This is a genomic window from Streptococcus sanguinis (genome assembly GCF_001078705.1).
In the GTDB taxonomy this organism is placed as follows: domain Bacteria; phylum Bacillota; class Bacilli; order Lactobacillales; family Streptococcaceae; genus Streptococcus; species Streptococcus sanguinis_D.
In genome coordinates this window covers 1724010-1746514 of the sequence record NZ_CDMW01000001.1, presented here as the reverse complement: position 1 = coordinate 1746514, position 22505 = coordinate 1724010, and the positions used below count along the sequence as shown (strand labels likewise).

The 22505-nt window shown below is 42.6% G+C and carries 20 protein-coding genes; 15 read left to right on the top strand and 5 right to left on the bottom strand.

Features of this window, described 5'->3' with window-relative positions:
- The first annotated feature begins 32 nt into the window (after positions 1 to 32).
- The 11 genes from nagA (at position 33) to SSV_RS08750 (ending at position 15963) form a co-directional block, all read left to right on the top strand.
- On the top strand, positions 33 to 1184 hold the full coding sequence (gene nagA, locus SSV_RS08800; RefSeq protein ID WP_032909878.1) for an N-acetylglucosamine-6-phosphate deacetylase: 1152 nt from the start codon (positions 33 to 35) through the stop codon (positions 1182 to 1184).
- Positions 1185 to 1341: 157 nt separating this feature from the next.
- A complete protein-coding gene (locus tag SSV_RS08795; protein ID WP_072074504.1) occupies positions 1342 to 1536 on the top strand; it encodes a hypothetical protein in 195 nt (64 codons plus the stop codon).
- A gap of 77 nt (positions 1537 to 1613) precedes the next feature.
- Positions 1614 to 2456 (top strand): aldo/keto reductase, encoded by an 843-nt coding sequence (locus SSV_RS08790; RefSeq protein WP_072074503.1) that lies wholly within the window; start codon positions 1614 to 1616, stop codon positions 2454 to 2456.
- A complete protein-coding gene (locus tag SSV_RS08785) occupies positions 2457 to 2909 on the top strand; it encodes a GNAT family N-acetyltransferase (protein ID WP_072074502.1) in 453 nt (150 codons plus the stop codon).
- Positions 2910 to 3224: 315 nt separating this feature from the next.
- The gene (locus SSV_RS08780) at positions 3225 to 4493 is read left to right on the top strand and encodes a DNA methyltransferase (RefSeq protein WP_072074501.1); all 1269 of its coding nucleotides are present in this window, start codon (positions 3225 to 3227) and stop codon (positions 4491 to 4493) included.
- Positions 4494 to 6812, top strand: a complete 2319-nt coding sequence (locus tag SSV_RS08775) for an ATP-binding protein (RefSeq protein ID WP_072074500.1) — start codon at positions 4494 to 4496, stop codon at positions 6810 to 6812.
- A gap of 298 nt (positions 6813 to 7110) precedes the next feature.
- The gene (locus SSV_RS08770; RefSeq protein WP_072074499.1) at positions 7111 to 11631 is read left to right on the top strand and encodes a S8 family serine peptidase; all 4521 of its coding nucleotides are present in this window, start codon (positions 7111 to 7113) and stop codon (positions 11629 to 11631) included.
- A gap of 312 nt (positions 11632 to 11943) precedes the next feature.
- Positions 11944 to 12705, top strand: coding sequence for an elongation factor Tu (locus SSV_RS08765; protein WP_072074498.1), 762 nt, complete (start codon positions 11944 to 11946; stop codon positions 12703 to 12705).
- Between the two features lie 20 nt (positions 12706 to 12725).
- Positions 12726 to 13643 (top strand): glycine--tRNA ligase subunit alpha, encoded by a 918-nt coding sequence (glyQ, locus tag SSV_RS08760; RefSeq protein WP_002893545.1) that lies wholly within the window; start codon positions 12726 to 12728, stop codon positions 13641 to 13643.
- A gap of 2 nt (positions 13644 to 13645) precedes the next feature.
- Positions 13646 to 15685 (top strand): glycine--tRNA ligase subunit beta, encoded by a 2040-nt coding sequence (gene glyS / locus SSV_RS08755; RefSeq protein ID WP_072074497.1) that lies wholly within the window; start codon positions 13646 to 13648, stop codon positions 15683 to 15685.
- Positions 15686 to 15705: 20 nt separating this feature from the next.
- Positions 15706 to 15963: a DUF896 family protein gene (locus tag SSV_RS08750; protein WP_072074496.1), complete on the top strand. Its 258-nt coding sequence runs from the start codon at positions 15706 to 15708 to the stop codon at positions 15961 to 15963.
- A gap of 67 nt (positions 15964 to 16030) precedes the next feature.
- On the opposite strand, the gene SSV_RS08745 is transcribed toward SSV_RS08750, so the two are convergent.
- From SSV_RS08745 to SSV_RS08725, 5 genes are read right to left on the bottom strand one after another with little or no spacing between them, the layout of a single operon-like run.
- Complete coding sequence (locus SSV_RS08745) at positions 16031 to 16207, bottom strand: hypothetical protein (protein WP_072074495.1); 177 nt, start codon at positions 16205 to 16207, stop codon at positions 16031 to 16033.
- Positions 16204 to 16746 carry a DUF3278 domain-containing protein gene (locus tag SSV_RS08740; protein WP_072074494.1) on the bottom strand — a complete coding sequence of 181 codons (543 nt, stop codon included), beginning with the start codon at positions 16744 to 16746 and terminating at the stop codon, positions 16204 to 16206. Before SSV_RS08740 ends, SSV_RS08745 begins: the two co-directional genes overlap by 4 nt.
- A gap of 18 nt (positions 16747 to 16764) precedes the next feature.
- On the bottom strand, positions 16765 to 16929 hold the full coding sequence (locus tag SSV_RS08735; protein ID WP_080983546.1) for a DUF3278 domain-containing protein: 165 nt from the start codon (positions 16927 to 16929) through the stop codon (positions 16765 to 16767).
- A gap of 31 nt (positions 16930 to 16960) precedes the next feature.
- Positions 16961 to 17491 (bottom strand): DUF3278 domain-containing protein, encoded by a 531-nt coding sequence (locus SSV_RS08730; RefSeq protein ID WP_004189784.1) that lies wholly within the window; start codon positions 17489 to 17491, stop codon positions 16961 to 16963.
- A 47-nt stretch (positions 17492 to 17538) separates the two neighbouring features.
- Positions 17539 to 17754 carry a helix-turn-helix transcriptional regulator gene (locus SSV_RS08725; RefSeq protein WP_002903294.1) on the bottom strand — a complete coding sequence of 72 codons (216 nt, stop codon included), beginning with the start codon at positions 17752 to 17754 and terminating at the stop codon, positions 17539 to 17541.
- A gap of 200 nt (positions 17755 to 17954) precedes the next feature.
- On the opposite strand from SSV_RS08725, the gene rsmH reads away from it, so the two are divergent.
- From rsmH to mraY, 4 genes are read left to right on the top strand one after another with little or no spacing between them, the layout of a single operon-like run.
- On the top strand, positions 17955 to 18905 hold the full coding sequence (gene rsmH, locus SSV_RS08720) for a 16S rRNA (cytosine(1402)-N(4))-methyltransferase RsmH (RefSeq protein ID WP_002901313.1): 951 nt from the start codon (positions 17955 to 17957) through the stop codon (positions 18903 to 18905).
- 7 nt (positions 18906 to 18912) lie between these two features.
- Positions 18913 to 19236 carry a cell division protein FtsL gene (gene ftsL / locus SSV_RS08715; protein WP_002893529.1) on the top strand — a complete coding sequence of 108 codons (324 nt, stop codon included), beginning with the start codon at positions 18913 to 18915 and terminating at the stop codon, positions 19234 to 19236.
- Positions 19226 to 21514, top strand: coding sequence for a penicillin-binding protein PBP2X (gene pbp2x / locus SSV_RS08710; protein WP_072074493.1), 2289 nt, complete (start codon positions 19226 to 19228; stop codon positions 21512 to 21514). The genes ftsL and pbp2x overlap by 11 nt, the downstream gene beginning before the upstream one ends.
- Before the next feature lies 1 nt (position 21515).
- Positions 21516 to 22499, top strand: coding sequence for a phospho-N-acetylmuramoyl-pentapeptide-transferase (gene mraY / locus SSV_RS08705; RefSeq protein WP_072074492.1), 984 nt, complete (start codon positions 21516 to 21518; stop codon positions 22497 to 22499).
- The last annotated feature ends 6 nt before the right edge of the window (positions 22500 to 22505 follow it).

Sequence of the window (22505 nt, the reverse complement as noted above, 5' to 3'; positions counted from 1 at the left end):
AATACAGAAGTCAAGACAAGGGAGGCAGTCTTATGCCTACATATATTAAAGCAGATCAATTTTTCTATCCTCAGGGAATCCGTCAGGGCGGTTATTTAGAGCTGATTGACGGCAAGTTTGGCAAGCTGGTGCAGTCTGTTCCGCAGGATGCGGAAGTCATAGACTACAGCGGCTACTCAATTGCGCCGGGTCTGGTGGACACGCACATTCATGGCTTTGGCGGTGTTGATGTCATGGACAATAACATCGAAGGAACTCTTCATACCATGAGTGAGGGTCTCTTGACTACCGGTGTGACCAGCTTTTTACCAACAACCCTGACCTCATCCTATGAGCGGCTCTTAGCAGTAACTGAAAATATCGGTGCTCGCTATCAAGAAGCCAGCGGAGCCAAGATTCGCGGTCTCTATTTTGAAGGACCTTATTTCACCGAGAAGTATAAAGGCGCCCAAAACCCTGCCTATATGAAAGATCCTAGCATGGATGAGTTTCGTGCTTGGCAGAAGGCCGCAAATGGCTTGCTCAATAAGATTGCTCTCGCGCCAGAACGTGATGGCGTTGAGGAATTTGTCCGTACGCTGACTGATGAAGGTGTGACCGTTGCTTTGGGGCATTCTAACGCAACCTATGATGAAGCCAAAACTGCGGTCGAAGCAGGTGCCAGTGTCTGGGTGCATGCTTACAACGGTATGCGGGGCTTGACCCACCGGGAGCTGGGCATGGTTGGTGCCATGTATGAGTTGCCCCACACCTATGCGGAGCTGATTTGTGACGGCCATCATGTGGACCCTAAGGCCTGTGACATCTTACTCAAGCAGAAGGGGCATGAAAATATTGCTCTCATTACTGACTGTATGACCGCTGGAGGTCTTGAAGATGGTGACTACATGTTGGGAGAATTTCCAGTGGTTGTGGCGGAAGGAACCGCTCGGCTCAAGTCGACGGGCAATCTAGCTGGCTCTATCCTCAAACTCAAGGACGGATTGAAAAATGTGGTCAAATGGGGTATTGCCAATCCTCATCAGGCGGTTATGATGGCTAGCCTGATTCCAGCAAAATCAGTCCATATTGATGATGTCTGCGGACAGATCAAGGAAGGCTACGATGCTGACTTTATCGTCTTAGATAAAGATTTAGAGCTAGTAGCTACTTATCTTGATGGTCAAGAACGTTTCCATGTATGAGAACCGCAGGTATTTAAATTAGTCTCCTTATATTTTTCAGAAAGAGCAGGGCAACCTGTTCTTTTTGATTGGCAAGCTACTTGATAGCCTTCTCCTAGATTTGAATTGCTTTCTTAGGCGTGATATAATGAGACTATAATGTAAACAGGAGTAGGCTATGAAACGAATTGATGCGAAATTTTTGATAATGGGACTTGTTTTACTGCTGGCGGGACTGATCTTTGGACGAATCTTAATCCTTGTCGCAGGGGCAGCTTTCATTATCTATAGCTTTTTCAGTAAAGGCATGGAGCCGACCAAGGAAAATATCTTTAAACCTAAGCCGATGATGAAGAAAAAAGAAAAGAAGTGAGCAGCTCTGCTCTTCTTAGTAAATACAGTGGTTGCCTTGCATAAGGCAGTGGATGGAACTCGTAAAGGAGGCGGGCGATGAAAGAATATCTTTTGAACAATGGTGTAGGCATTCCGGTGCTTGGCTTTGGTACTTGGAAAGCTCAGGATGGCGAAGAAGCCTATCAAGCAACATTAGCCGCTCTCAAGGCAGGCTATCGGCACATTGATACGGCAGCCATCTATAAGAACGAAGAGAGTGTCGGACGGGCAATAAAGGACAGCGGCATTCCACGGGAGGAGCTCTTCATCACGACCAAACTTTGGAATGACAACCATACTTATGAAGAGGCTCAAGAGGCCTTTGCTGCCTCAATGGAGCGGTTGGGACTGGACTATCTGGATCTCTACCTCATCCACTGGCCTAATCCCAAACCCCTGAGGGAAAATGATGCTTGGAAAAATCGCAATGCCGAAGTCTGGCGGGCTATGGAAGACCTCTATAATCTTGGCAAGATTCGAGCGATTGGCGTCAGTAATTTCCTGCCTCATCACTTAGAAGCCTTGCTTGAGACAGCTCGCATGACTCCTGCTGTCAATCAAATCCGCCTGGCTCCAGGTGTCTATCAGACAGAGGCGGTGAACTTCTGCCGTGAGCATGAGATTTTACTGGAAGCTTGGGGACCATTTGGCCAAGGTGAGCTCTTCCAAAATCCAGCCGTGCAGGCTGTGGCAGATAAGTATGGCAAGACCATTGCCCAAGTCGCTTTAGCTTGGAGCTTGCAGGAAGGTTTCCTGCCCCTGCCTAAGTCGGTCACTCCGAGCCGAATTGCCAGCAATCTAGACTGCTTTGGCATTGAGCTAGATGCTGCTGATATGGAACTTCTGAAGAGTTTATCAGTTGAATCTGGGGCACCAGATCCGGATAATAAGGATTTTTAGATGAAAATCCGATTCTATCGAAGTTCAGATAGAGAAGCCTTGCAGTCTTACCATTTAACCGACTTGAGATTTACCAGTCATCCGAGCCAGGCTGTCGCTGACTTAGAAAATCGCTATGCTATCTTGGGTCTTGAAGAAGATCAAATCGTAACCTTTCTGATCTTGGATGCTGGAGAAAAGAAGTTTACTTATGGAGGTCAGCCAGATAGCCTGCTCCTTCGTAGCTTTTCAACGGATGAAGACTTTCAGATGCGAGGATACGGTAGTCAGACGCTGAAGCTCTTGCCTGATTTCATAAGAGAACATTTGCCTATGTATAAAAGCATTATCCTAGGCGTCAATGAGAGAAATCAAGTCGCTTCCTATCTCTACCGAGAGACCGGCTTTAGCAAACATCCCCAGCGTATATTAGGACCAGCCGGCTGGCAGGAAGTGCATGAATTAAAAATATAAAAGTATCCCCAGTTTGAAAAGAACTGGGAATTTTTATCTCTACCATCAGAAGAAACTATAAAAGAAGATGTTTCAGTGCAATAATGAAAGGTGTAAAATACGACCAATATTCAACGAAACACTAAGATAGGGGAGTTAGATGAAGAAGACCCAAGAATTGGAAATCGAAGAAGTGACTAATTAATATTGTATTTTTATTTCGTTTTGCAGTTAACTTGTTATTAATCTCTTTATCTGTAAAGATATCTATGTTATACTTAAGCTATAGATTTTCATTTATCTAATAATAACCATTTTTATAAAAGAGGTAGCACTTTGAATTTAAGTTTAGCAAATAGAATAAGAAAAAAAGGCCTTAATTATTGGGATTTTAAAAATGTAACTGCTTCAGGTATTCATAAAATTAGTGCGTATCCAGCTACAATGGTACCTGATATGCAATATGAATTGATCAATTTAATCAAAAGTGAAGATTCGTCCATTGCAAATATTCTTGATCCATTCCATGGCTCTGGAACGACACTAGTAGAGGGGGAAAAGAACAACCTATCTCCTATTGGTATAGATATTAACCCTTTAGCTAATCTTATTACAAAAGTTAAGTTACAAGGTGTTAATAAACAGTATATCCATGTGGCAAATAAAAAAATTGAACAATTTTTAAAAAATAGCAATTCAGGTTTTGACAAACACTATTTTTATAATATAGAAAAATGGTATCGTCAAGACTTCATATTGACGTTTAGTAAAATTCGCTGTGCTATCCAGAGAGAAAAGTATAGATATGTAAGACAGTATTATTGGGTGTGTTTAATTAATATTTTAAAAAAGTATAGTAATACACGAAGTTCGACATTTAAATTGCATATAAAAGAGCAAAGCTCTATTGAAGCGATGGAAAATCATATCATTATTGATTTTTTAAAAAGTATTAATGTTTACTTTCAATATTTACCTGACTATAGTAGAAATAAAAAAATCAATTTACAGATAGGAAAATCTGAAGAAATTTTATATGAAATGAAGAATAATTCAGTGGATTTGATTGTTACTTCTCCTCCGTATGGAGATAATTCAACTACTGTAACATATGGACAGTACTCTATGTTACCGATATATTGGATTGATAGGAAGGATTTGGAGGTTTTTTCTGAAAATTTAATAGATAATTATTCAAGTATTGATTCAAATAGTTTAGGTGGATCTGGCAAAAGAAATAAACAAAAGCATCAGTCACACTATTTATCTGAGTATCTTGAAAGTATATCCCAAGATAAGCGAAAAAAAGTGGAAAATTTTGTAATAGACTATTTGGAAGTGATGACGCAAATGGGACGTGTTCTAAAAAAGGATAAGAGAATAGTTTTAACTTTAGGTGATCGACGTGTTGATAATAAAGTAGTGCCATTATCAAGTATTACGCAGGAATTTTTTGAAAATATTGGTTTTGAGTTGGAAGCTTCTATTACACGTAATATACCTATAAAGAGAATGCCAAGACGGGTTTCTAAAGTAAAAGATAAATCAGTGGAATCAATGAATCAAGAATATGTTTTGATATTAAGAAAAATAAAGGAGATTTAGATGTCTAATAAAGTTGAACAAGTACCTATTACTGTAGCAGGTAATATATTGAGTGAATTATCAGAAAAAATTCCGAATAATATTATTGCTCTAAATGAGTTAATAAAAAATGCGTACGATGCTTGTTCTCCTAGTGTCGATATTACATTGGATTCGGAATCTAGACTACTTACAATTCGAGACTACGGAATTGGTATGGATACGGAGGGAATTAAAAAATTATTCCACATATCAAGTAGTGATAAGCATTATGGAGAAATTATTTCTTATAAGGACACTAAACGCTTAACTCAGGGGTCAAAAGGTTTGGGATTTTTATCTGTTTTTAGATTTGGGAAAAAAGTATATTGGAAAACAGCTCAAAATACTCAGATCTCAGAGTTTACTGTAGATTTTGATTCTTTGGTTACTGAATATAATATAACAGATAAGCGTTTAGATGTTACTCTTTCAAGTTCAGGTGATTTTATAGGTACATTAATCCAAATTGAAATCAATGATTATAATGTCAATACTTTAAAAAGGTATCTTAGTGAAGAAGTTAATCGAAATAAAATTTTAAATTCTTTTATTGATGATAAAATATCTGACGGAAAAATTTCTGCCGATAAGAACTTTATTATAAAACTTAATATAGATGGAGAGATTAACTCAACCGATTATGAAATTCAATTACAGACACAAAATAAGCCTCAGCAGTTATTTGAAATAAATTATTCTTCGTCTGATCAAAATCTAGTCTTTAGGAAAGATGGTAAGGATATCTTTTCTGAAGAATTTAGTTTTAATTCAGATAGGTATTCTCTTGATATTAATTTAGCTGCCTATTATCTCGTTTCAAAAGGAAAAAGTAAGATTAACTCTTTATTCTATAATCCTACTAATAATAACTTAACTCCTTTAATTTATATCAATAATAATTTATTTAACAACTATATGTTGTTTGATACTGAATTAATGGCTACTAAAAAATATAGTGAAGTATTAAAGCAATTAATTGGTTATATTTCGATTAAATCTAGTGATTCATCAATACAGTTTAATTCTGATCGGACTCAATTTTCTCAGAGTGAGTTAACTGATGAGATTGCTCATTTCATTGAAAAATTAAATGAAGAAATTCAGAGAATTGGTGCTTCGTTGAAAAATGAATTAAGAGATTTTTCTTCCAAAACATTTATTCAAAATAGGATACCCGAAGAAGAAACTTCTAGTCCTGACAATCTTAAAAAATATATTAAACCAAATTTTAAATTAAAGGATTCTATAATTTTCAAAAAACAAGGAAACAAATTAAAATGTACTTTATTTGATGAGGAAACTTTATTAGACATTATTCCGAAGGCTAAAAAAACAATAGATTTGGGTACAGTTGAATCATGGATTGATATAGATGACCTAAATAAGAAGATTGCTAATTTAAATGAATTAATCCAAGTTGCAACAGACATTAGCTTTAATGGAGAAAAAGTTAATGGATTTAATAAACTTCAGGAAGGGGAGTGGCTGATTAAGAATGAGACGAATACTACAATAACTTCTCTAAAGATAATTTTGAAAAAGCCAGTCCAGCCTAAAATAGAAGTGCACAAAATTGATTTATTACGCGATGTTGATTACAAATTAGAAACTATTTTTACTTTATATAATAGTTTAGGAATCCCATGGAAGAGAATAGAACCGAATATAACAACAAATGGGAATCATACAATCAGATATGATGGAAGAAAAGGAGAAATAAGGTTTGGTAGAAATGGAGAGCAAACTATAACTGTAAGTGTAAAGGATAAAGATACTAAACTAGAATATGAAAGTGATTTTACTTTTAGGATAAAATCGTCTGAGGAGTACGAAATAAAACCTGAACAATTAAAACAGTCCTTGATTAGATTGCCAATCACCGAAACTCCAAATTTTTCTTCAGATATCAAAGTTTTAATAAATGAAATTAACGAGTTATTTAAGACTGATTACAGTATTATTCCTGTAATTTCTTATAGAACTCTTATAGAACTGACAGTTAATGATATATTAAATAACATTGGAGAAGAAAAGAAAACAGATTTATCAAAGAACTATAATAAAGTGATTTCAATAGCAGAAGATAGAATCAAGAATTCACGCCTTGATGATAAAGATAAGCAGATACTATTAGGCATATATAAATCTATTCAGTCTCAAAGTGAAGTAAATGCTTTTATTGCATTTTTAAACTTATCTGTACATAACGGAGCTAGAATAATTACAAAAGAAGATGTAAAAACAAAAACACAAGAAATACAATTACTCCTTGTATTATTGCATTTGACAACTTTATAATAATTACAAGGCTTTAAAGTTAAAATTAATTTGACAAATAATATCCAATAAACAACCTATCACAAACCAATCAAACTGGTGTATTCTGCGCTTGTTCTGATTGGTTTTTCTTATTTCCGGATTTTAAGATGTATTTGTTCTGTATTTCAAACAAATAGATGCTTGAAACTTTATTATATAGCTGTTCTTGGCTAGAACATTCGCCATTATTACGTTTTGGTTAAATTTGTTAGGATTGTATGAATTGTCAGAAAATTTTTATTATAATATGGTTTATAAATAAAGTAAGGAGACTTCTATGCAAAGACAACGTTTTTCACTCCGTAAATACAAGTTCGGTTTGGCTTCTGTTCTGTTGGGAACTGCTCTGGTTTTTGGTGCGGGACAGGCTCAGGCAGATGAGCAGGCGACCACTAGTTCATCAGGGCAAGTTCAGACGACTGCTGCTGTGGTATCAGCGACTGAGTCTGCTTCTCAAGCAGCAACACCTGAGAGTCAGCCGGCAACTCAAGCACCTGTGGAGAAAGCAACGCCAGCTTCTTCTGAATCGGCTACTTCAAGTACAGAGAATTCTAGCCAGCCTTCTACGGCAGAGGCTAAGGAAGCAGCCGCAGCTCCTGTAGAAAAAGGAGCGACTTCTTCATCAGAACAGGCTTCTTCAAGTGCTGAGAAGGTAACTCAGCCATCTGCCACAGAGACCAAGCCGACAGCTCCAGCTAGTTCGACTGTAGAGTCTCCGACAGCCGCAAACTCAGAAAAGCCTGCTGCTAATCCTGATGCAGTAGCAGAGTCACCAACTTCTCGCGATGCTAAGCCAAGCAGCATCAGTACCAATGAGATTATCAAGGTCCCTCAGACCTGGTCACAGGGTTATAAAGGTCAAGGCCGTGTGGTAGCCATTATCGACTCAGGTCTGGATGTCCATCATGAGGTTCTGAAGATCTCTGACCCGTCAAAGGCTAAGTATCAGACAGAGGCAGCTCTTGAAGAGGCTAAGAAAAAGGCCGGTATTGACTACGGGAAGTGGTACAACAGCAAGGTTGTCTATGCCTATAACTATATCGACGGTGATGACAATATCAAGGAAAAGAACAGTTACTCACATGGTATGCACGTAACAGGGATTACAGCGGGAAATCCCAACAAGAAAGCTCCTAATGATGAGTATGTCTATGGTGTTGCGCCAGAAGCACAAGTTATGTTTATGCGGGTCTTCTCAGACCGTCAACGCACAACAAGCGACGCTATCTATATCAAAGCCATTGATGATGCGGTGGCTTTGGGAGCTGATACCATCAATATGAGTCTGGGCTCAGCAACAGGTTCAACGGTTGATGTCAGCCCTAGTCTGCAGGCCGCTATTGAGCGCGCTCGGGCCAAGGGGGTGAGCGTGATCATTGCTGCGGGTAATGACAACACCTTCGGAAGTGAATACTCTAAACCGCTGGTTGAAAATCCAGACTATGGTCTAGTTGGCAGTCCTTCAACAGCAGAAAGCTCTATCTCAGTCGCTTCTGTCAATAATACTGTTCTGACAGAGGAAGTCATGGAAGTGCGTGGTCTGGAAAAGAATGATAAGCTTTTGAACGGTCATTTCAGCTACTCCATGGGTGAGACAAATGCAACCTTTGAAAAGGGCAAGGAATATGAGTATGTTCATGTTGGTCTTGGCCGTGAAGAGGACTTTGCTGGTAAGGATCTGACAGGTAAGCTGGCTCTTATCCAGCGTGGTTCCTTTACCTTTGCTGAAAAAGTTAGAAATGCCATTAGCCATGGTGCTGTTGGTGCTCTGATCTACAATAATGTCGACGGAGCTAACCTAACGATGAGCCTAGACAGTGAATCTAAAAAGGTTCCGTCAGCCTTTATTAGTAAGGAATATGGAGAGGCTTTGGCAGCTGGTAATTACAAGGTAGTCTTTAATGGTCTTAAGGTCAATCGGCCGCATCCAGGAGCTGGTAGTCTGTCTGACTTCTCTAGTTGGGGCGTTACGACAGATGGCTTGCTCAAGCCTGATGTGACAGCACCAGGTGGCGATATTTACTCTTCGCTTAATGACAATACCTATGGCTCTATGAAGGGAACCAGTATGGCTACGCCTCATGTAGCTGGTGTAGCAGCTCTGGTCAAGGAATATCTCCTTCAGCATTATCCAGACTTAACACCTGCCCAGAATGCCGATTTGGTCAAAGCCCTCATCATGTCAACTGCTAAGCTGCACGTCAACAAAGAAACTGGTGTCTACACCTCTCCGCGTCAGCAGGGTGCTGGTATCGTAGATACGGCAGCAGCTGTTTCTACCGGCCTCTATGTGACAGGAGATAACCAATATCCTAGCGTTTCTCTGGGCAATGTAGAAGATAGCTTCACCTTTGACGTTACGGTTCATAATATTACTGATAAGGACCGGACCTTGAAGATGATTGTCAATACCAATACGGACGGAGTCAAGGATGGCTACTTTACCCTGACACCTCGCAAACTAACCGAAACGGTTTGGCCAGAAGTCACCGTTAAGGCTCACAGCAGCCAGAAAGTGACGGTCAAGGTAAATACTGCTAAGTTTGCGGAAGAGTTAATCAAGCAGATGCCGAACGGCTATTTCTTAGAAGGCTTTGTCCGCTTTGTCGATCCAGCAGATGACGGCGATGTTGTTAGTCTGCCATTTATGGGCTTCCGTGGGCAATTCCAAGATCTGCCAGCGGTAGAAAAACCAATCTATGATCTGGTCCAAGAAGGCAAGTCAGGCTTCTATTACCCAGTGCCAGAGGACAAGAGTATCCTGTCTGATAACAATGTCTCTTCCCTTGTGACAGAGTCAAATGATACACTCTACTCTACCGGTCGAACAGCTGCTCGCAGCTCAATTGTACTGGGAACTGCAGAAAATGCGGATGGTAAGCATGTGCTGCAGCTGGGAGCGGATGGCAAGATTCGTCTGGCCTTCTCACCTAATGGAGATGGCAATCAGGACAGCATCCAGTATCGGACAGTTCTCTATCGCAATATCAATAATCTGACAGCTAGTGTCTATACGGCAGATGATACGGACTATCGCTTCCCAATCTGGCAGAGCAGCACGATTAGAGAAGGCCGCAAGAACTATTATAGTGGTCAGTCAGACAATCCTAAGTCCTACCTACTAGAAGATACATACTGGGATGGTCGTGATAGCAAGGGTGAGAAGCTGGAAGATGGCCTCTATACCTATGTGGTTCGCTATACACCAGATGTACCAGGTGCTAAAGAGCAGCAGATTACCTTTAAGCTGCAGATCGATACCCAGAAGCCTTTGATTAGCTCAGGCTATATCAGTACCAAGGATGGCGCAGAAATCTTTACAGCTCGCAAGCCAAAAGATGTTGGAAACGGAGGTATTTTGAGAGAACAGGTCTTCTATCTGCAGGCAGATGAAAAAGGGAAAGAGACCTATAAGGCCGTGGATGATTTTGGCATTGAGCGTGATTACGAGCGTCGGGTTTACATCTCAGCCAATGCGGATGGCAGCTACACCTTGCCAAAAGGAGTGGACAAGTCTAAGATCTTCTATGTGGTAGAGGACTATGCGGGTAACCGTGATGCCATAGCTTTGTCAGAGCTAGTCAGTGCTGAAAATGATGGGCGCATCCGTGTCGCTCTGGTGGATGCCAATACGCGTCAAGATGTGCATTCGACCTTTGTCTATCGGATCAAGGACAGCAAGGGCAAATATGTCGAACTGGACAAAGGCAAGCAAATCAATGCTCTGCCGTTTGGACGCTACACAGCTGAGATCTTTACTTATGATAAGGATGAGCTTCGTTTCTACAGCGCTCTGACTCAGGAATTTGAGCTGACAGCCCAAGATAGCTTTAAGACGATTGAATTTCTAGTTAAGAAGCTGGTCTTTGCACCGGTCAGCGTTGCCTTTGATCAAGCTGTTCCGAAGAATACCCAAGTGGTTCTCAAGAATAATAATGGCGATGCTTATACGCTTCCAGCAGAACTGTTTGGCAAGCATGCCTTCGGAAGATCTGTAGCATCTGGATTCTACTCTGTCTTTGTCAACCTACCGACTGGCTACGAGCTTTGGGAAACTGAGCCGACTGTTGAGGTCAAAGAAGGTAAGAATAACCTGCTGAAGCTGGGAGTTATCGTCAAGTCAGGCTTGCTGGCAGCTGTCAATCAGCAGTCTAGTCTGGTCGGCACTGCTCAGTATTACAATGCTTCTGCAGCGAAGCGCACAGCCTTCGACCAAGCATATCAGGCAGCCAAGGACGCTTTGACAAGCAAGCTGACCCAAGCGCAAGTTGATGCCGTAAGAAGTAAGCTTGAAACAGCATCTGCTGATCTAGACGGCAAGGACTCTGATATCGCTGCAGTTAAGGCGGCTGTGGAAGCTTATGCAGCTACTACTAAGACAGGAGCTTATGCCAATGCTAAGGATAGAACTCGTCGCGCTTATGACAAGGCCTTCCAAGCAGTGGCTCTGCTCTTGGTGCAGGACAAGGTGACACAGGAGCAAATTGATACAGCGATCGCTCAGCTAGCTACAGCCGAGAAGAAGCTGGATGGCAAGGCGACTAACTTTACCAATCTCAAGAAGATAGTCGATGATGAGGTGCATTACCAAGCCATCAGCAATAAGTTTATCTATGCGACTGACGCGGTTAAGGCGGCTTATCTAGAGGCCTATGCTGAGGCAAAGGCAGTCTTGGCGGATCCAGGTGCCAGCCAGGAAGATGTCAAAGCAGCCATTACCAACCTCAGAGAGGCAAAAAGAAAACTCGATGGCAGAAAGCCAAGAGTCGTAAGACCGAAAAAACCTAGACAAGCCTAATTGGTTTTCAAGTGAGTTAAAATCCCTTAAGTTGAAACTTGAGGGATTTTTCGATAAGTATTTTACATTGGTCCTATTTTCTGCTATAATCTTTTTTAGAAAGAATTCTCATTGTCTACTTTTTAGCGAGTTCGGGATAGTGTGAGCCGGATAGGGAAGCAGTGCAGATGGCGCTTTCGGTTAACATTTTTAAAGTAATGAAGTAATAAATTAGGGTGGAACCGCGTCTTGACGCCCCTAGGTAAATAGCCTAGGAGTGTCGGATGTGGTTCTTTTGCGTACTGAGTCTATTGTTCGAAAGAAAGGAGATTCATGGAGAACCTTTATCTTGTAAAAGATGAGAATCAATTAGTAGCTTTTCGAGATTTCGTTGCAAAGAATGCCGCAAAGTTGCAGGATTATCTGGCTTTTTTAAAAGACGAGTTTGCGGTTTATGACTTGCCGCAAGCCATCATTTGGTCCGATTTTGATTCTGCTACGCAGATCATTCGTGAAATTCCTGTGCCGGCTTATACAAATGATAAGCGGATGGTTATGACTCCCGAGTTGCCGATTTGGAAAGATTTGTATCTCCTTCAGTTAGAGAATTACGAGTCCTCTCACCAAACTCAAGCAATAGCAAACCACTATCAGTCTTTGTCTGAAAATTCTCTCTTGCAGATTGTGGGCCATGAGTTAGCTCATTGGTCGGAGCATTTTTCAGATGATTTTGATGGATACGGTGCCTATATCTGGTTTGAAGAAGGGATGGCTGAGTATATTAGCCGCAAGTATTTCTTTACAGATGAGGGATTTCAAACGGAAAAGGCCTGTAATCAGTCTCTTGTTGAGCTCTTTCAGAAAAAGCACGGTTGGCACTCATTGAATGATTTCGGCTCTTCAACTTATCAAGGGAATTATGCTAGTATTTTTTACGAATACTGGCGCAGTTTTTTGACAGTTGACAAGCTAGTAGAAAATCTAGGCAGTGTGCAAGCGGTCTTTGATTCTTATCATCGGTGGGCAAACACAGATAAAACAATTTCCTTGTTGGATTGGTTCATAGAACAGAAAATAATAGACAAAGAGATATAAACAAACTAAAGGAGTAACAAATGTCTAAAAAGTTAACATTTCAAGAAATTATCTTGACTTTACAGCAGTTCTGGAATGATCAGGGCTGTATGCTCATGCAGGCTTATGATAATGAGAAGGGGGCGGGAACGATGAGCCCCTATACCTTCCTGCGGGCTATTGGGCCAGAGCCTTGGAATGCGGCCTATGTAGAGCCGTCTCGCCGGCCAGCAGATGGCCGTTATGGGGAAAATCCTAACCGTCTCTATCAGCACCATCAATTTCAGGTGGTTATGAAGCCATCGCCAAGCAATATCCAAGAACTTTACTTGCAGTCTTTGGAGCTCTTGGGGATTAATCCGCTGGAGCACGATATCCGCTTTGTTGAGGATAACTGGGAAAATCCATCAACTGGCTCGGCTGGTCTGGGCTGGGAAGTTTGGCTGGATGGTATGGAAATTACTCAGTTCACCTACTTCCAGCAGGTCGGAGGTCTACCAACTCAACCGGTGACAGCTGAGGTGACTTATGGTCTGGAGCGTCTGGCTTCTTATATCCAAGAAGTGGACTCAGTTTACGACATTGAGTGGGCTGATGGTGTTAAGTACGGTGAAATTTTCACTCATCCTGAGTATGAGCATTCTAAGTACAGTTTTGAGGTCAGCGACCAAGACTTGCTCTTGGGGAATTTTGAGAAGTTTGAAGCGGAAGCTAAGCGCTGTCTGGACGAGCATCTGGTGCACCCAGCCTATGACTATGTTCTCAAATGCTCGCATACTTTTAACCTCTTGGATGCGCGTGGAGCCGTATCTGTGACAGAGCGGGCTGGTTACATTGCTCGTATTCGGAATTTAGCGCGTGTTGTGGCCAAGACCTTTGTGGCTGAGCGCAAGCGTCTGGGTTATCCGCTTTTGGATGCAGAGACTCGCGAGAAACTCTTGGCAGAGGAGGGAGAATAATCATGGTAAAAAATTTATTAGTTGAATTAGGCTTGGAGGAAATGCCAGCCTATGTTGTGACACCGAGCATGAAGCAGCTGCGCGACAAGATGGGAGCCTTCCTGGCAGACCATCGTCTGACCTTTGAGAAAATTGAAATGTTCTCTACGCCTCGTCGTTTGGCGGTGCGCGTGGTTGGCTTGGCGGACAAGCAGTCTGATTTGACCGAAGATTTCAAAGGCCCTTCTAAGAAAATTGCTCTGGATGCAGATGGCAACTTTACCAAGGCTGCAGAAGGCTTTGTCCGTGGCAAGGGCTTGACGGTTGAGGACATTACTTTCCGCGAAATCAAGGGGGAAGAATATGTCTATGTGACCAAGGAAGAGGTCGGCCGCCCGGTTGAGGAAATCATCCCAGCAGTGACAGAAGTTCTGCAAGCCCTGACCTTCCCTGTCAGCATGCACTGGGCCAACAATACCTTTGAATACATCCGCCCGGTCCACACCTTGACTGTGCTCCTAGATGAGCAGGCCTTTGACTTGGATTTCTTGGACATCAAGAGCGGCCGTACTAGCCGAGGACACCGCTTCTTGGGTCAAGAAACGGAGATTGCTTCAGCAGATTCTTATGAAGATGTCCTACGGGCTCAGTTTGTCATTGCCAGTCCTCTTGAGCGGGGAGATATGATTGTCGAGCAGATTCGAGCACTGGAAGAGGAGCACGGGGTTTCTATCGAGATTGATGAAGACTTGCTCAATGAAGTGTTGAATCTGGTGGAATATCCGACAGCTTTCTTAGGTAATTTTGATGCTAAATATTTAGAGGTGCCAGAAGAAGTCTTGGTGACTTCCATGAAAGAGCACCAGCGTTACTTTGTTGTGCGCGATAGTGAAGGCAAACTTTTGCCGCACTTTATCTCTGTCCGCAATGGAAATGCAGAGCACTTGGAAAATGTCATCAAGGGAAATGAGAAAGTCTTGGTGGCTCGTCTGGAAGATGGAGAATTCTTCTGGCGGGAAGACCAAAAGTTGGCTATTGCTGACTTGGTTGAAAAACTTGGCAATGTGACCTTCCACGAAAAGATTGGCTCTCTGGCAGAGCACATGGAGCGGACTGGCAAGATTGCTGCTCTCTTGGCGCAAGAAGCAGGATTGGATGCTGATGAGACAGTCGATTTGGCTCGTGCAGCGGCTATTTATAAGTTTGACCTGCTGACTGGTATGGTTGGGGAATTTGATGAGCTGCAAGGTATCATGGGCGAGAAGTATGCTCTTCTGGCTGGTGAGAATGCTGCGGTGGCAGCTGCCATTCGGGAGCACTATATGCCGACTTCAGCAGATGGCGAATTACCTGACACTAAGGTCGGAGCAGTCTTGGCTCTGGCTGATAAGCTGGATATCATTCTGTCCTTCTTCTCAGTTGGACTGATTCCAAGCGGTTCCAATGATCCTTATGCTCTGCGCCGTGCGACTCAGGGTGTTGTGCGTATCTTAGACAAGTTTGGATGGAACATTGACTTGGCTCAGCTTCTTGGTCGACTTTACGAACTCAAGTTTGATAGCCTAAGCTATGACAATCAAGAAGCCGTGCTGGACTTCTTCCGTGCTCGTGTTGAGAAAATGATAGATCGCAGCATTCCAAAAGACATCGTGGCGGCTGTTCTTCAAAGCACTCACTTTGTCGTACGCGATTTGGTAGAAACAGCTGCTCTTCTAGCAGAAAAAGCTCAGGAAGCTAGATTCAAGTCAGCAGTGGAAAGCCTGTCTCGGGTCTTTAATCTTGCTGAGAAAGCCCAAGGGCAGACCGCTGTCAATCCAGCTCTCTTTGAAAATCAAGAGGAAAAAGACTTGGCTGCCGCCATTGAAGCAGTGGAGCTGACGGCAGACTTAGCTGCTAATCTGGACCAACTTTTTGCCCTCAGTCCAGTTATCGATGATTTCTTTGACCATACTATGGTTATGGCTGATGATGAGGCTGTGCGTAACAACCGTCTGGCTCTCCTGTCTTCTTTGACAGCCAAAGCGGGACAGCTGGCCCAGTTTAATCAGATTAATACCAAATAAAAGGTAAGAGAGGTAGAATCATGGATCCTAAAAAAATTGAACGTATCAATGAATTAGCTAAAAAGAAAAAAGCTGAAGGTCTAACTGCTGAGGAAAAAGTAGAACAAGCCAAGCTTCGTGAAGAGTATATCGAAGGCTACCGTCGCTCTGTTCGTCATCACATCGAAGGCATCAAGATTGTTGATGAGGATGGCAATGATGTGACGCCTGAAAAATTGCGTCAAGTTCAGCGCAAGAAAGGCCTTCACGGCCGTAGTCTGGATGACCCAGAGTCTTAAGTAGATATAAATATAAATAAAAAAATCCCTCGCTAGGAAGCTAGAAAGTTCCTGTCGAGGGATTCTTTTATTCTTGTTTACGTTTTTTCAAAATACGGAGAGCTACATAGATGCAGCTAGCGATGATTGCTACATCGAGCCAGAAAATCCAAGGTTCCGTGATACGGAAAAAGAAATAAGCAGCGATGGCAATAATGAGGGAGAGAATCCCTAAATCCATTTTTTCTCTGAGATTGAGTCTCATAGATCTTCTTCCTCCTTTTTTTGTGCTTGACGAATCTTTCCTTTGGCAATGAAATGCATAATCAGTCCAAATCCAAGACCTGCGGCTAATCCAGTTACAATAAGTTTAGGTTGAAGCAAAACTTGTAGGATATCTTTCTTTTCCATGACAGCTATCATGATGCTGAAGAGAGGGTAAAAGAGTAGCCAATAGGAGAAACCTGCTTTGAGACCAGCATGTTTCATGGCCCTTTCTTCCTTGGCATCCTGAAGTTCTAGCTCTAGGTCATCAATTCCTTTGCGGCGTGCTTGAATGACTATATAGACACAGAAGCCGAGGATAAGGATTTCCAGCAGGATAGGATAGGCAACAGCGATAATTTTGGGCCAGCGAAAGGCTAGGGGAAAGGCGATGGCATTGCCAAAAATCAGAATAAAGAAAAGCCAGATAAAGCCTATATTTCCTAGATGCTCAGCCTGTTGGCGCTTTTGCTCGTCCAAAGGTCCGGTAATGCCGTAAAATCGTTTAATCATCTTGTCTGAGAATGTTTCTTTTTTCATGTTTGTGTCCTTTCTAGTTTAAGTCAAGGGATTATTCGCTCTGTTCAGTATGGTGTTTGCGTGATTTGAAATAAAGCCTATATTTCCTAGATGCTCAGCCTGTTGGCGCTTTTGCTCGTCCAAAGGTCCGGTAATACCGTAAAATCGTTTAATCATCTTGTCTGAGAATGTTTCTTTTTTCATGTTTGTGTCCTTTCTAGTTTAAGTCAAGGGATTATTCGCTCTGTTCAGTATGGTGTTTGCGTGATTTGAAGTACAAGCTGATAAAAACACCTAAAATGCTAGCGACCAAGGCTGTTTTCAGGATTCGATCAGCTTGTAAAAAGAGAGTGAAAAAGTCTTGCTTGAGAGTGACTGCTTCTACAAGGCTAAAGATAGGATGGAAAGTCAACCCAACGAAGAGAGCAATCTTAAGACCAGGATATTGAAGCTTGCGCCTTTCTTTTTCACTCATGAGTTCCAAATCCAAATCTGCCAGGTGCTTTTTCTCAGACCTGAAGTAAATGACACCAGCTATTATAAAGGTAAGAAGCTCTATAATAATGGGGTAAATTCGAGCATCTAAGCCTGGATAGATATCGGCTAGCATGAAAGCTAGGAAATTACCAACTTGCAAAATCAAGAAAAGCCAAATAAAGCCTATATTTCCTAGATGCTCAGCCTGTTGGCGTTTTTGCTCGTCCAGAGGTCCCGTAATACCGTAAAATCGTTTAATCATCTTGTCTGAGAATGTTTCTTTTTTCATGTTTGAGTCCTTTCTTTAGGTATGAAATTTGCTGCAGGGAAAAACTCTTAGTCATCTGATTCTTCATCTGTCAGCTGGGGCTCCCAAAAGAGGGCGTTGAGGTCAGTATCCAGCGCTCTAGCCAGATTGATACAGAGCTCGAGGGTGGGGTTGTATTTGTTGTTTTCAATCATATTGATAGTTTGCCGCGATACCCCGATAGACTTGGCCAACTCTAGCTGAGACATCTTTTTTTCTTTTCGAAATTCTTTGACACGATTCATTACACCCTTCCTTTCTAATTCTATAACTGATAACTTTCAGTGAGTTTGTCAGTTATATTTGACTTTTATTTTATGCTAGTATAATACTTTTTGGAAAAAGTGTCAAGTATATCTGACAAAAAAATTTAAAAAGGATTTCATCCGCTTACTTTTTCTTTTAAATTTTTTTTTGCTTTTGAATGTGATATAATAAGTAAGATATGACAAACGAATTTCATCACATTACGGTTCTTCTTCATGAAACGGTTGACCAGTTGGCGGTTAAGCCTGACGGCATCTATATCGATGCGACCCTTGGCGGTGCTGGTCACAGCGAATATCTTTTGAGCCAGCTCGGAGATGAGGGACATCTCTATGCTTTTGATCAGGACCAGACGGCTATTGACAATGCTAAAAAGCGCTTGGCTCCCTATGTAGAGCGGGGGATGGTGACCTTTATCAAGGACAATTTCCGCCACCTCAAGAGCCGTTTGCAAGAAGCCGGTGTGGAAGAAATTGATGGGATTTGTTATGACTTAGGCGTTTCCAGCCCTCAGCTGGATCAGCGTGAGCGTGGTTTTTCCTATAAACAGGATGCGCCTTTGGATATGCGCATGAACCGCGAGGCAGCCTTGACAGCTTTTGAGGTTGTCAATCATTATAGCTATCAGGATTTGGTACGAATCTTTTTTAAATACGGCGAAGACAAGTTTTCTAAGCAGATTGCCCGCAAGATTGAGCAGGCTAGAAGTGTCAAGCCTATTGAAACAACGACAGAACTGGCTGAAATTATCAAGTCAGCCAAGCCAGCTAAGGAGCTGAAGAAGAAAGGCCACCCAGCTAAGCAGATTTTTCAGGCCATTCGGATTGAGGTCAATGATGAATTGGGCGCAGCGGATGAGTCTATTCAGCAGGCTATTGATCTGCTAGCGGTGGACGGCCGGATTGCGGTCATTACTTTTCATTCGCTGGAAGACCGTCTGACCAAGCAGCTTTTCAAGGAGGCGTCGACAGTGGATGTTCCCAAAGGCCTGCCTTTCATCCCTGATGAACTGCAGCCTAAGCTGGAGCTGGTCAGCCGCAAACCAATTTTACCAAGCAAAGAAGAATTAGAAAGCAATAACCGGGCTCATTCTGCCAAGCTGCGCGTGGCCCGTAAGATACACAAGTGAGGAAGAAATGTCAGAAAAAAGACCAAACCCGCTTCAAGATCAGATGAGAAAATTTTCCCGAGTTGAGAAGGCTTTTTACGGATCTATCGTTTTGACTGCCATTATTTTAGCAGTCAGCATCGTCTTTATGCAGACCAAGCTATTGCAGGTGGATCGGGATTTGACGGAAGTCAATACGCAGATTGAAGCGGAGCAGACAGAGCTAGCCGACATCAAGCAGGAAGTCAATGAACTGACCCGCTATGAAAGATTGTCCCAGTTAGCCAGCTCTCAGGATATGAAACTCCAGAAGGGAAATCGTAAAACAGTGAGTTCAACGGATGAAGAATAAAATTTTTGAAAAAATTAAAAAATACGCCCTGAAAAATAGGCAAACCCCTGAATACAATCGGCGGCAAGTGGGAAAGAGCATGAGCATCTTAGCTATCTTTCTCTTTTTCGTTTTCTTGATTAATTTTGCCATCATTATCGGGACAGACCAAAAGTTCGGTGTTAATCTATCAAAGGGTGCAGAAGTAGTCCATCAAAAGACGGTTACAGTCGCTGCGCGGCGGGGAACAATCTATGACCGAAATGGAGTTCCCATTGCAGAGGATGCCACGACTTATAATGTTTATGCCATTATTGACAAGAGTTACAAGTCAGCTACCGGCAAGATTCTCTATGTAGAAGAATCCCAGTACGATAAGGTGGCAGAGATTTTCAATCAATACCTAGAGCTGGACAAGGACTACGTCAAAACTCAGCTGTCTCAGAAAAATCTCAAGCAGGTTTCCTTCGGGGCACAGGGCAATGGCATTACCTACAGTAATATGAACGCCATGCGGGAAGCTTTTGAAGCTGCTGGTATTGAAGGGATTGACTTTACTACCAGTCCTAACCGCAGTTATAGTAACGGTGTCTTTGCCTCCCAGTTTATCGGTCTTGCCCAGCTGCAGGAGGATAAGGAAGGCAATAAGACGCTGAAAGGGACTTCTGGTATGGAGCAGGCACTGGATAGGATTCTTGCTGGTCAGAATGGGATTGTGACCTACGAAAAAGACCGAAACGGTAATGTTGTGCCTGGGTCAGAAAAGGTCTCTGTACAGGCAGAGGATGGCAAGGACGTCTATACAACACTGTCAGCTGATTTGCAAACCTACCTAGAAACGCGGATGAACGCCTTTCAGGAAAAAGTCAAAGGTAAGTTTGTCAATGCGACCTTGGTCAGTGCCAAAACTGGCGAAATCCTAGCTACCTCTCAAAGGCCGACCTATAATGCAGATACCAAGGAAGGCTTGAATGAGAAAAATCTGGGCAACTGGAACACCATGCTCTATCAAGGCCAGTACGAGCCAGGATCTACTATGAAAGTTATGACTCTGGCTTCAGCTATTGATAATGGCAGCTTTAATCCTAACGATACCTATGACAGCAGAGAATACAAGGTTATGGATGCGACCATTCGGGACTGGAACGTCAACATGGGGATTTCAGAAGGGGAAACTCTGACCTTTGCCCAAGGATTTACCTATTCCAGTAACGTTGGTATGACTATTTTAGAACAGAAGATGGGCAATGACAAGTGGCTGGACTACTTGAGTAAGTTTAAGTTTGGTCTGCCGACCCGCTTTGGGATGGGGAATGAAACCTATGGCTCCTTGCCAGGTGATAACTATGTTACGATTGCCATGAGCTCCTTTGGTCAAGGGATTGGTGTGACCCAGGTGCAGATGCTGCGTGCCTTCTCGTCCGTTGCCAATGACGGCGTCATGGTAGAGCCTAAGTTTATCAATGCCATCCATGATCCAAAAAACAATACAGCTCGTAAGACAGCGACAGAAATTATCGGAAATCCTGTCTCAGAAAAAGCAGCTCAAACCACTCGGGATTATATGGTTCAGGTCGGAACAGACCCCTACAAAGGAACCCTGAATGTCGGTGGAGAACCCGTCATTCAAGTGGCTGGTCAGAATGTCGCTGTTAAGTCAGGGACCGCTCAGATCGCTTCTGAAAATGGTTATCTAGAGGGTGAGAATGACTATATCTATTCAGTTGTTGCCATGACGCCGGCAGAAAATCCTGAATTTATCATGTATGTGACAGTTCAGCAGCCTGAAGAAAAATTCCAGCCTATATTCTGGCAGGAAGTGGTCAATCCGGTCTTGGAAGAAGCGGTCGCTCTCAAAGATAGCCTTAATCTGACGACAGAGGCGACTCCAGCTCTTGAAACAGTCACTGAAGAAACCAGCTATAAAATGCCATCACTGGAAGATCTGACCAAGCAACTAGGTCTGAAACATCAAATCAGTCCTGGCGGTCTGGCAGATGAATTGCGCCGCAACCTAGTCCAACCAATTGTGCTGGGAACAGGTGGCAAGATTAAAAAAGTATCTGTCAAAGAGGGCAAGAATCTCAAGGCCAACCAGCAGGTTTTGATCTTGTCAGATGATTTAGACAGTCTGCCTGATATGTATGGCTGGACCAAGGCCAATGTCGAACGTTTTGCGAAGTGGCAGGACATTGAAGTCACTTTCAAAGGAGAGGGCTCCAAGGTCGTCAAGCAGAGCGAAAAGACCAATACTTCGCTGAAAAATCTCAAGAAAATAACAATTACAATGGGAGACTAATATGCTTATTGCTCTTATTGCAGGAATCGTAACTTTTATCCTAACTATCATCGGCATTCCTGCCTTTATTCGTTTTTACCATAAGGCTCGTATCACAGGCCAACAGATGCACGAAGATGTTAAGCAGCATCAGGCCAAGGCCGGAACACCAACCATGGGTGGTACTGTCTTTCTCTTGACATCTGTTCTGGCCAGCTTTGTTATCGGTCTGGTTTCGCATCAGTTGTCCAATGGTCTCATCATGATTCTTTTTATCTTGGTCCTGTATGGCGTTGTCGGCTTTTTGGATGACTTCCTCAAGGTGTTTCGTAAGATCAACGAAGGTCTAAATCCCAAGCAGAAACTGTTTCTGCAGTTGGTCGGCGGAGTTGTCTTTTACTTCTTCTATAATCAGCATGGTGCAGGTGACCAGCTGAATATCTTCACCGTTCCTGTCCAGATAGGCTTCCTCTATGTCTTTTTCGTCCTTTTTTGGCTTATTGGCTTCTCCAATGCTGTCAATCTGACGGATGGAATTGATGGTTTGGCCAGCATTTCTGTGGTCATTAGCTTGGTGGCCTATGCTGTAATTGCTGTTGAGCAGAAGCGTTTTGATATTTTGATTGTCATCATCAGTATGATTGGCGGCTTGCTAGGCTTCTTTGTTTTCAACCATAAGCCTGCTAAAATCTTCATGGGCGATGTAGGAAGTCTGGCTTTGGGCGGTATGCTGGCTGCTATCTCCATTTCCCTTCATCAAGAGTGGACCCTGCTCTTGATTGGTATCGTATATGTGTTTGAGACGACCTCTGTCATGATGCAGGTGACCTACTTCAAGCTGACCGGCGGCAAGCGGATTTTCCGGATGACTCCGGTTCATCACCACTTTGAACTTGGCGGCTTGAGTGGTCATGGCAAGGAGTGGAGCGAATGGAAAGTCGATTTCTTCTTCTGGGGAATCGGCATCGTGGGCAGTCTCTTGACCCTAGCCATTCTATATCTATAGCAAGAA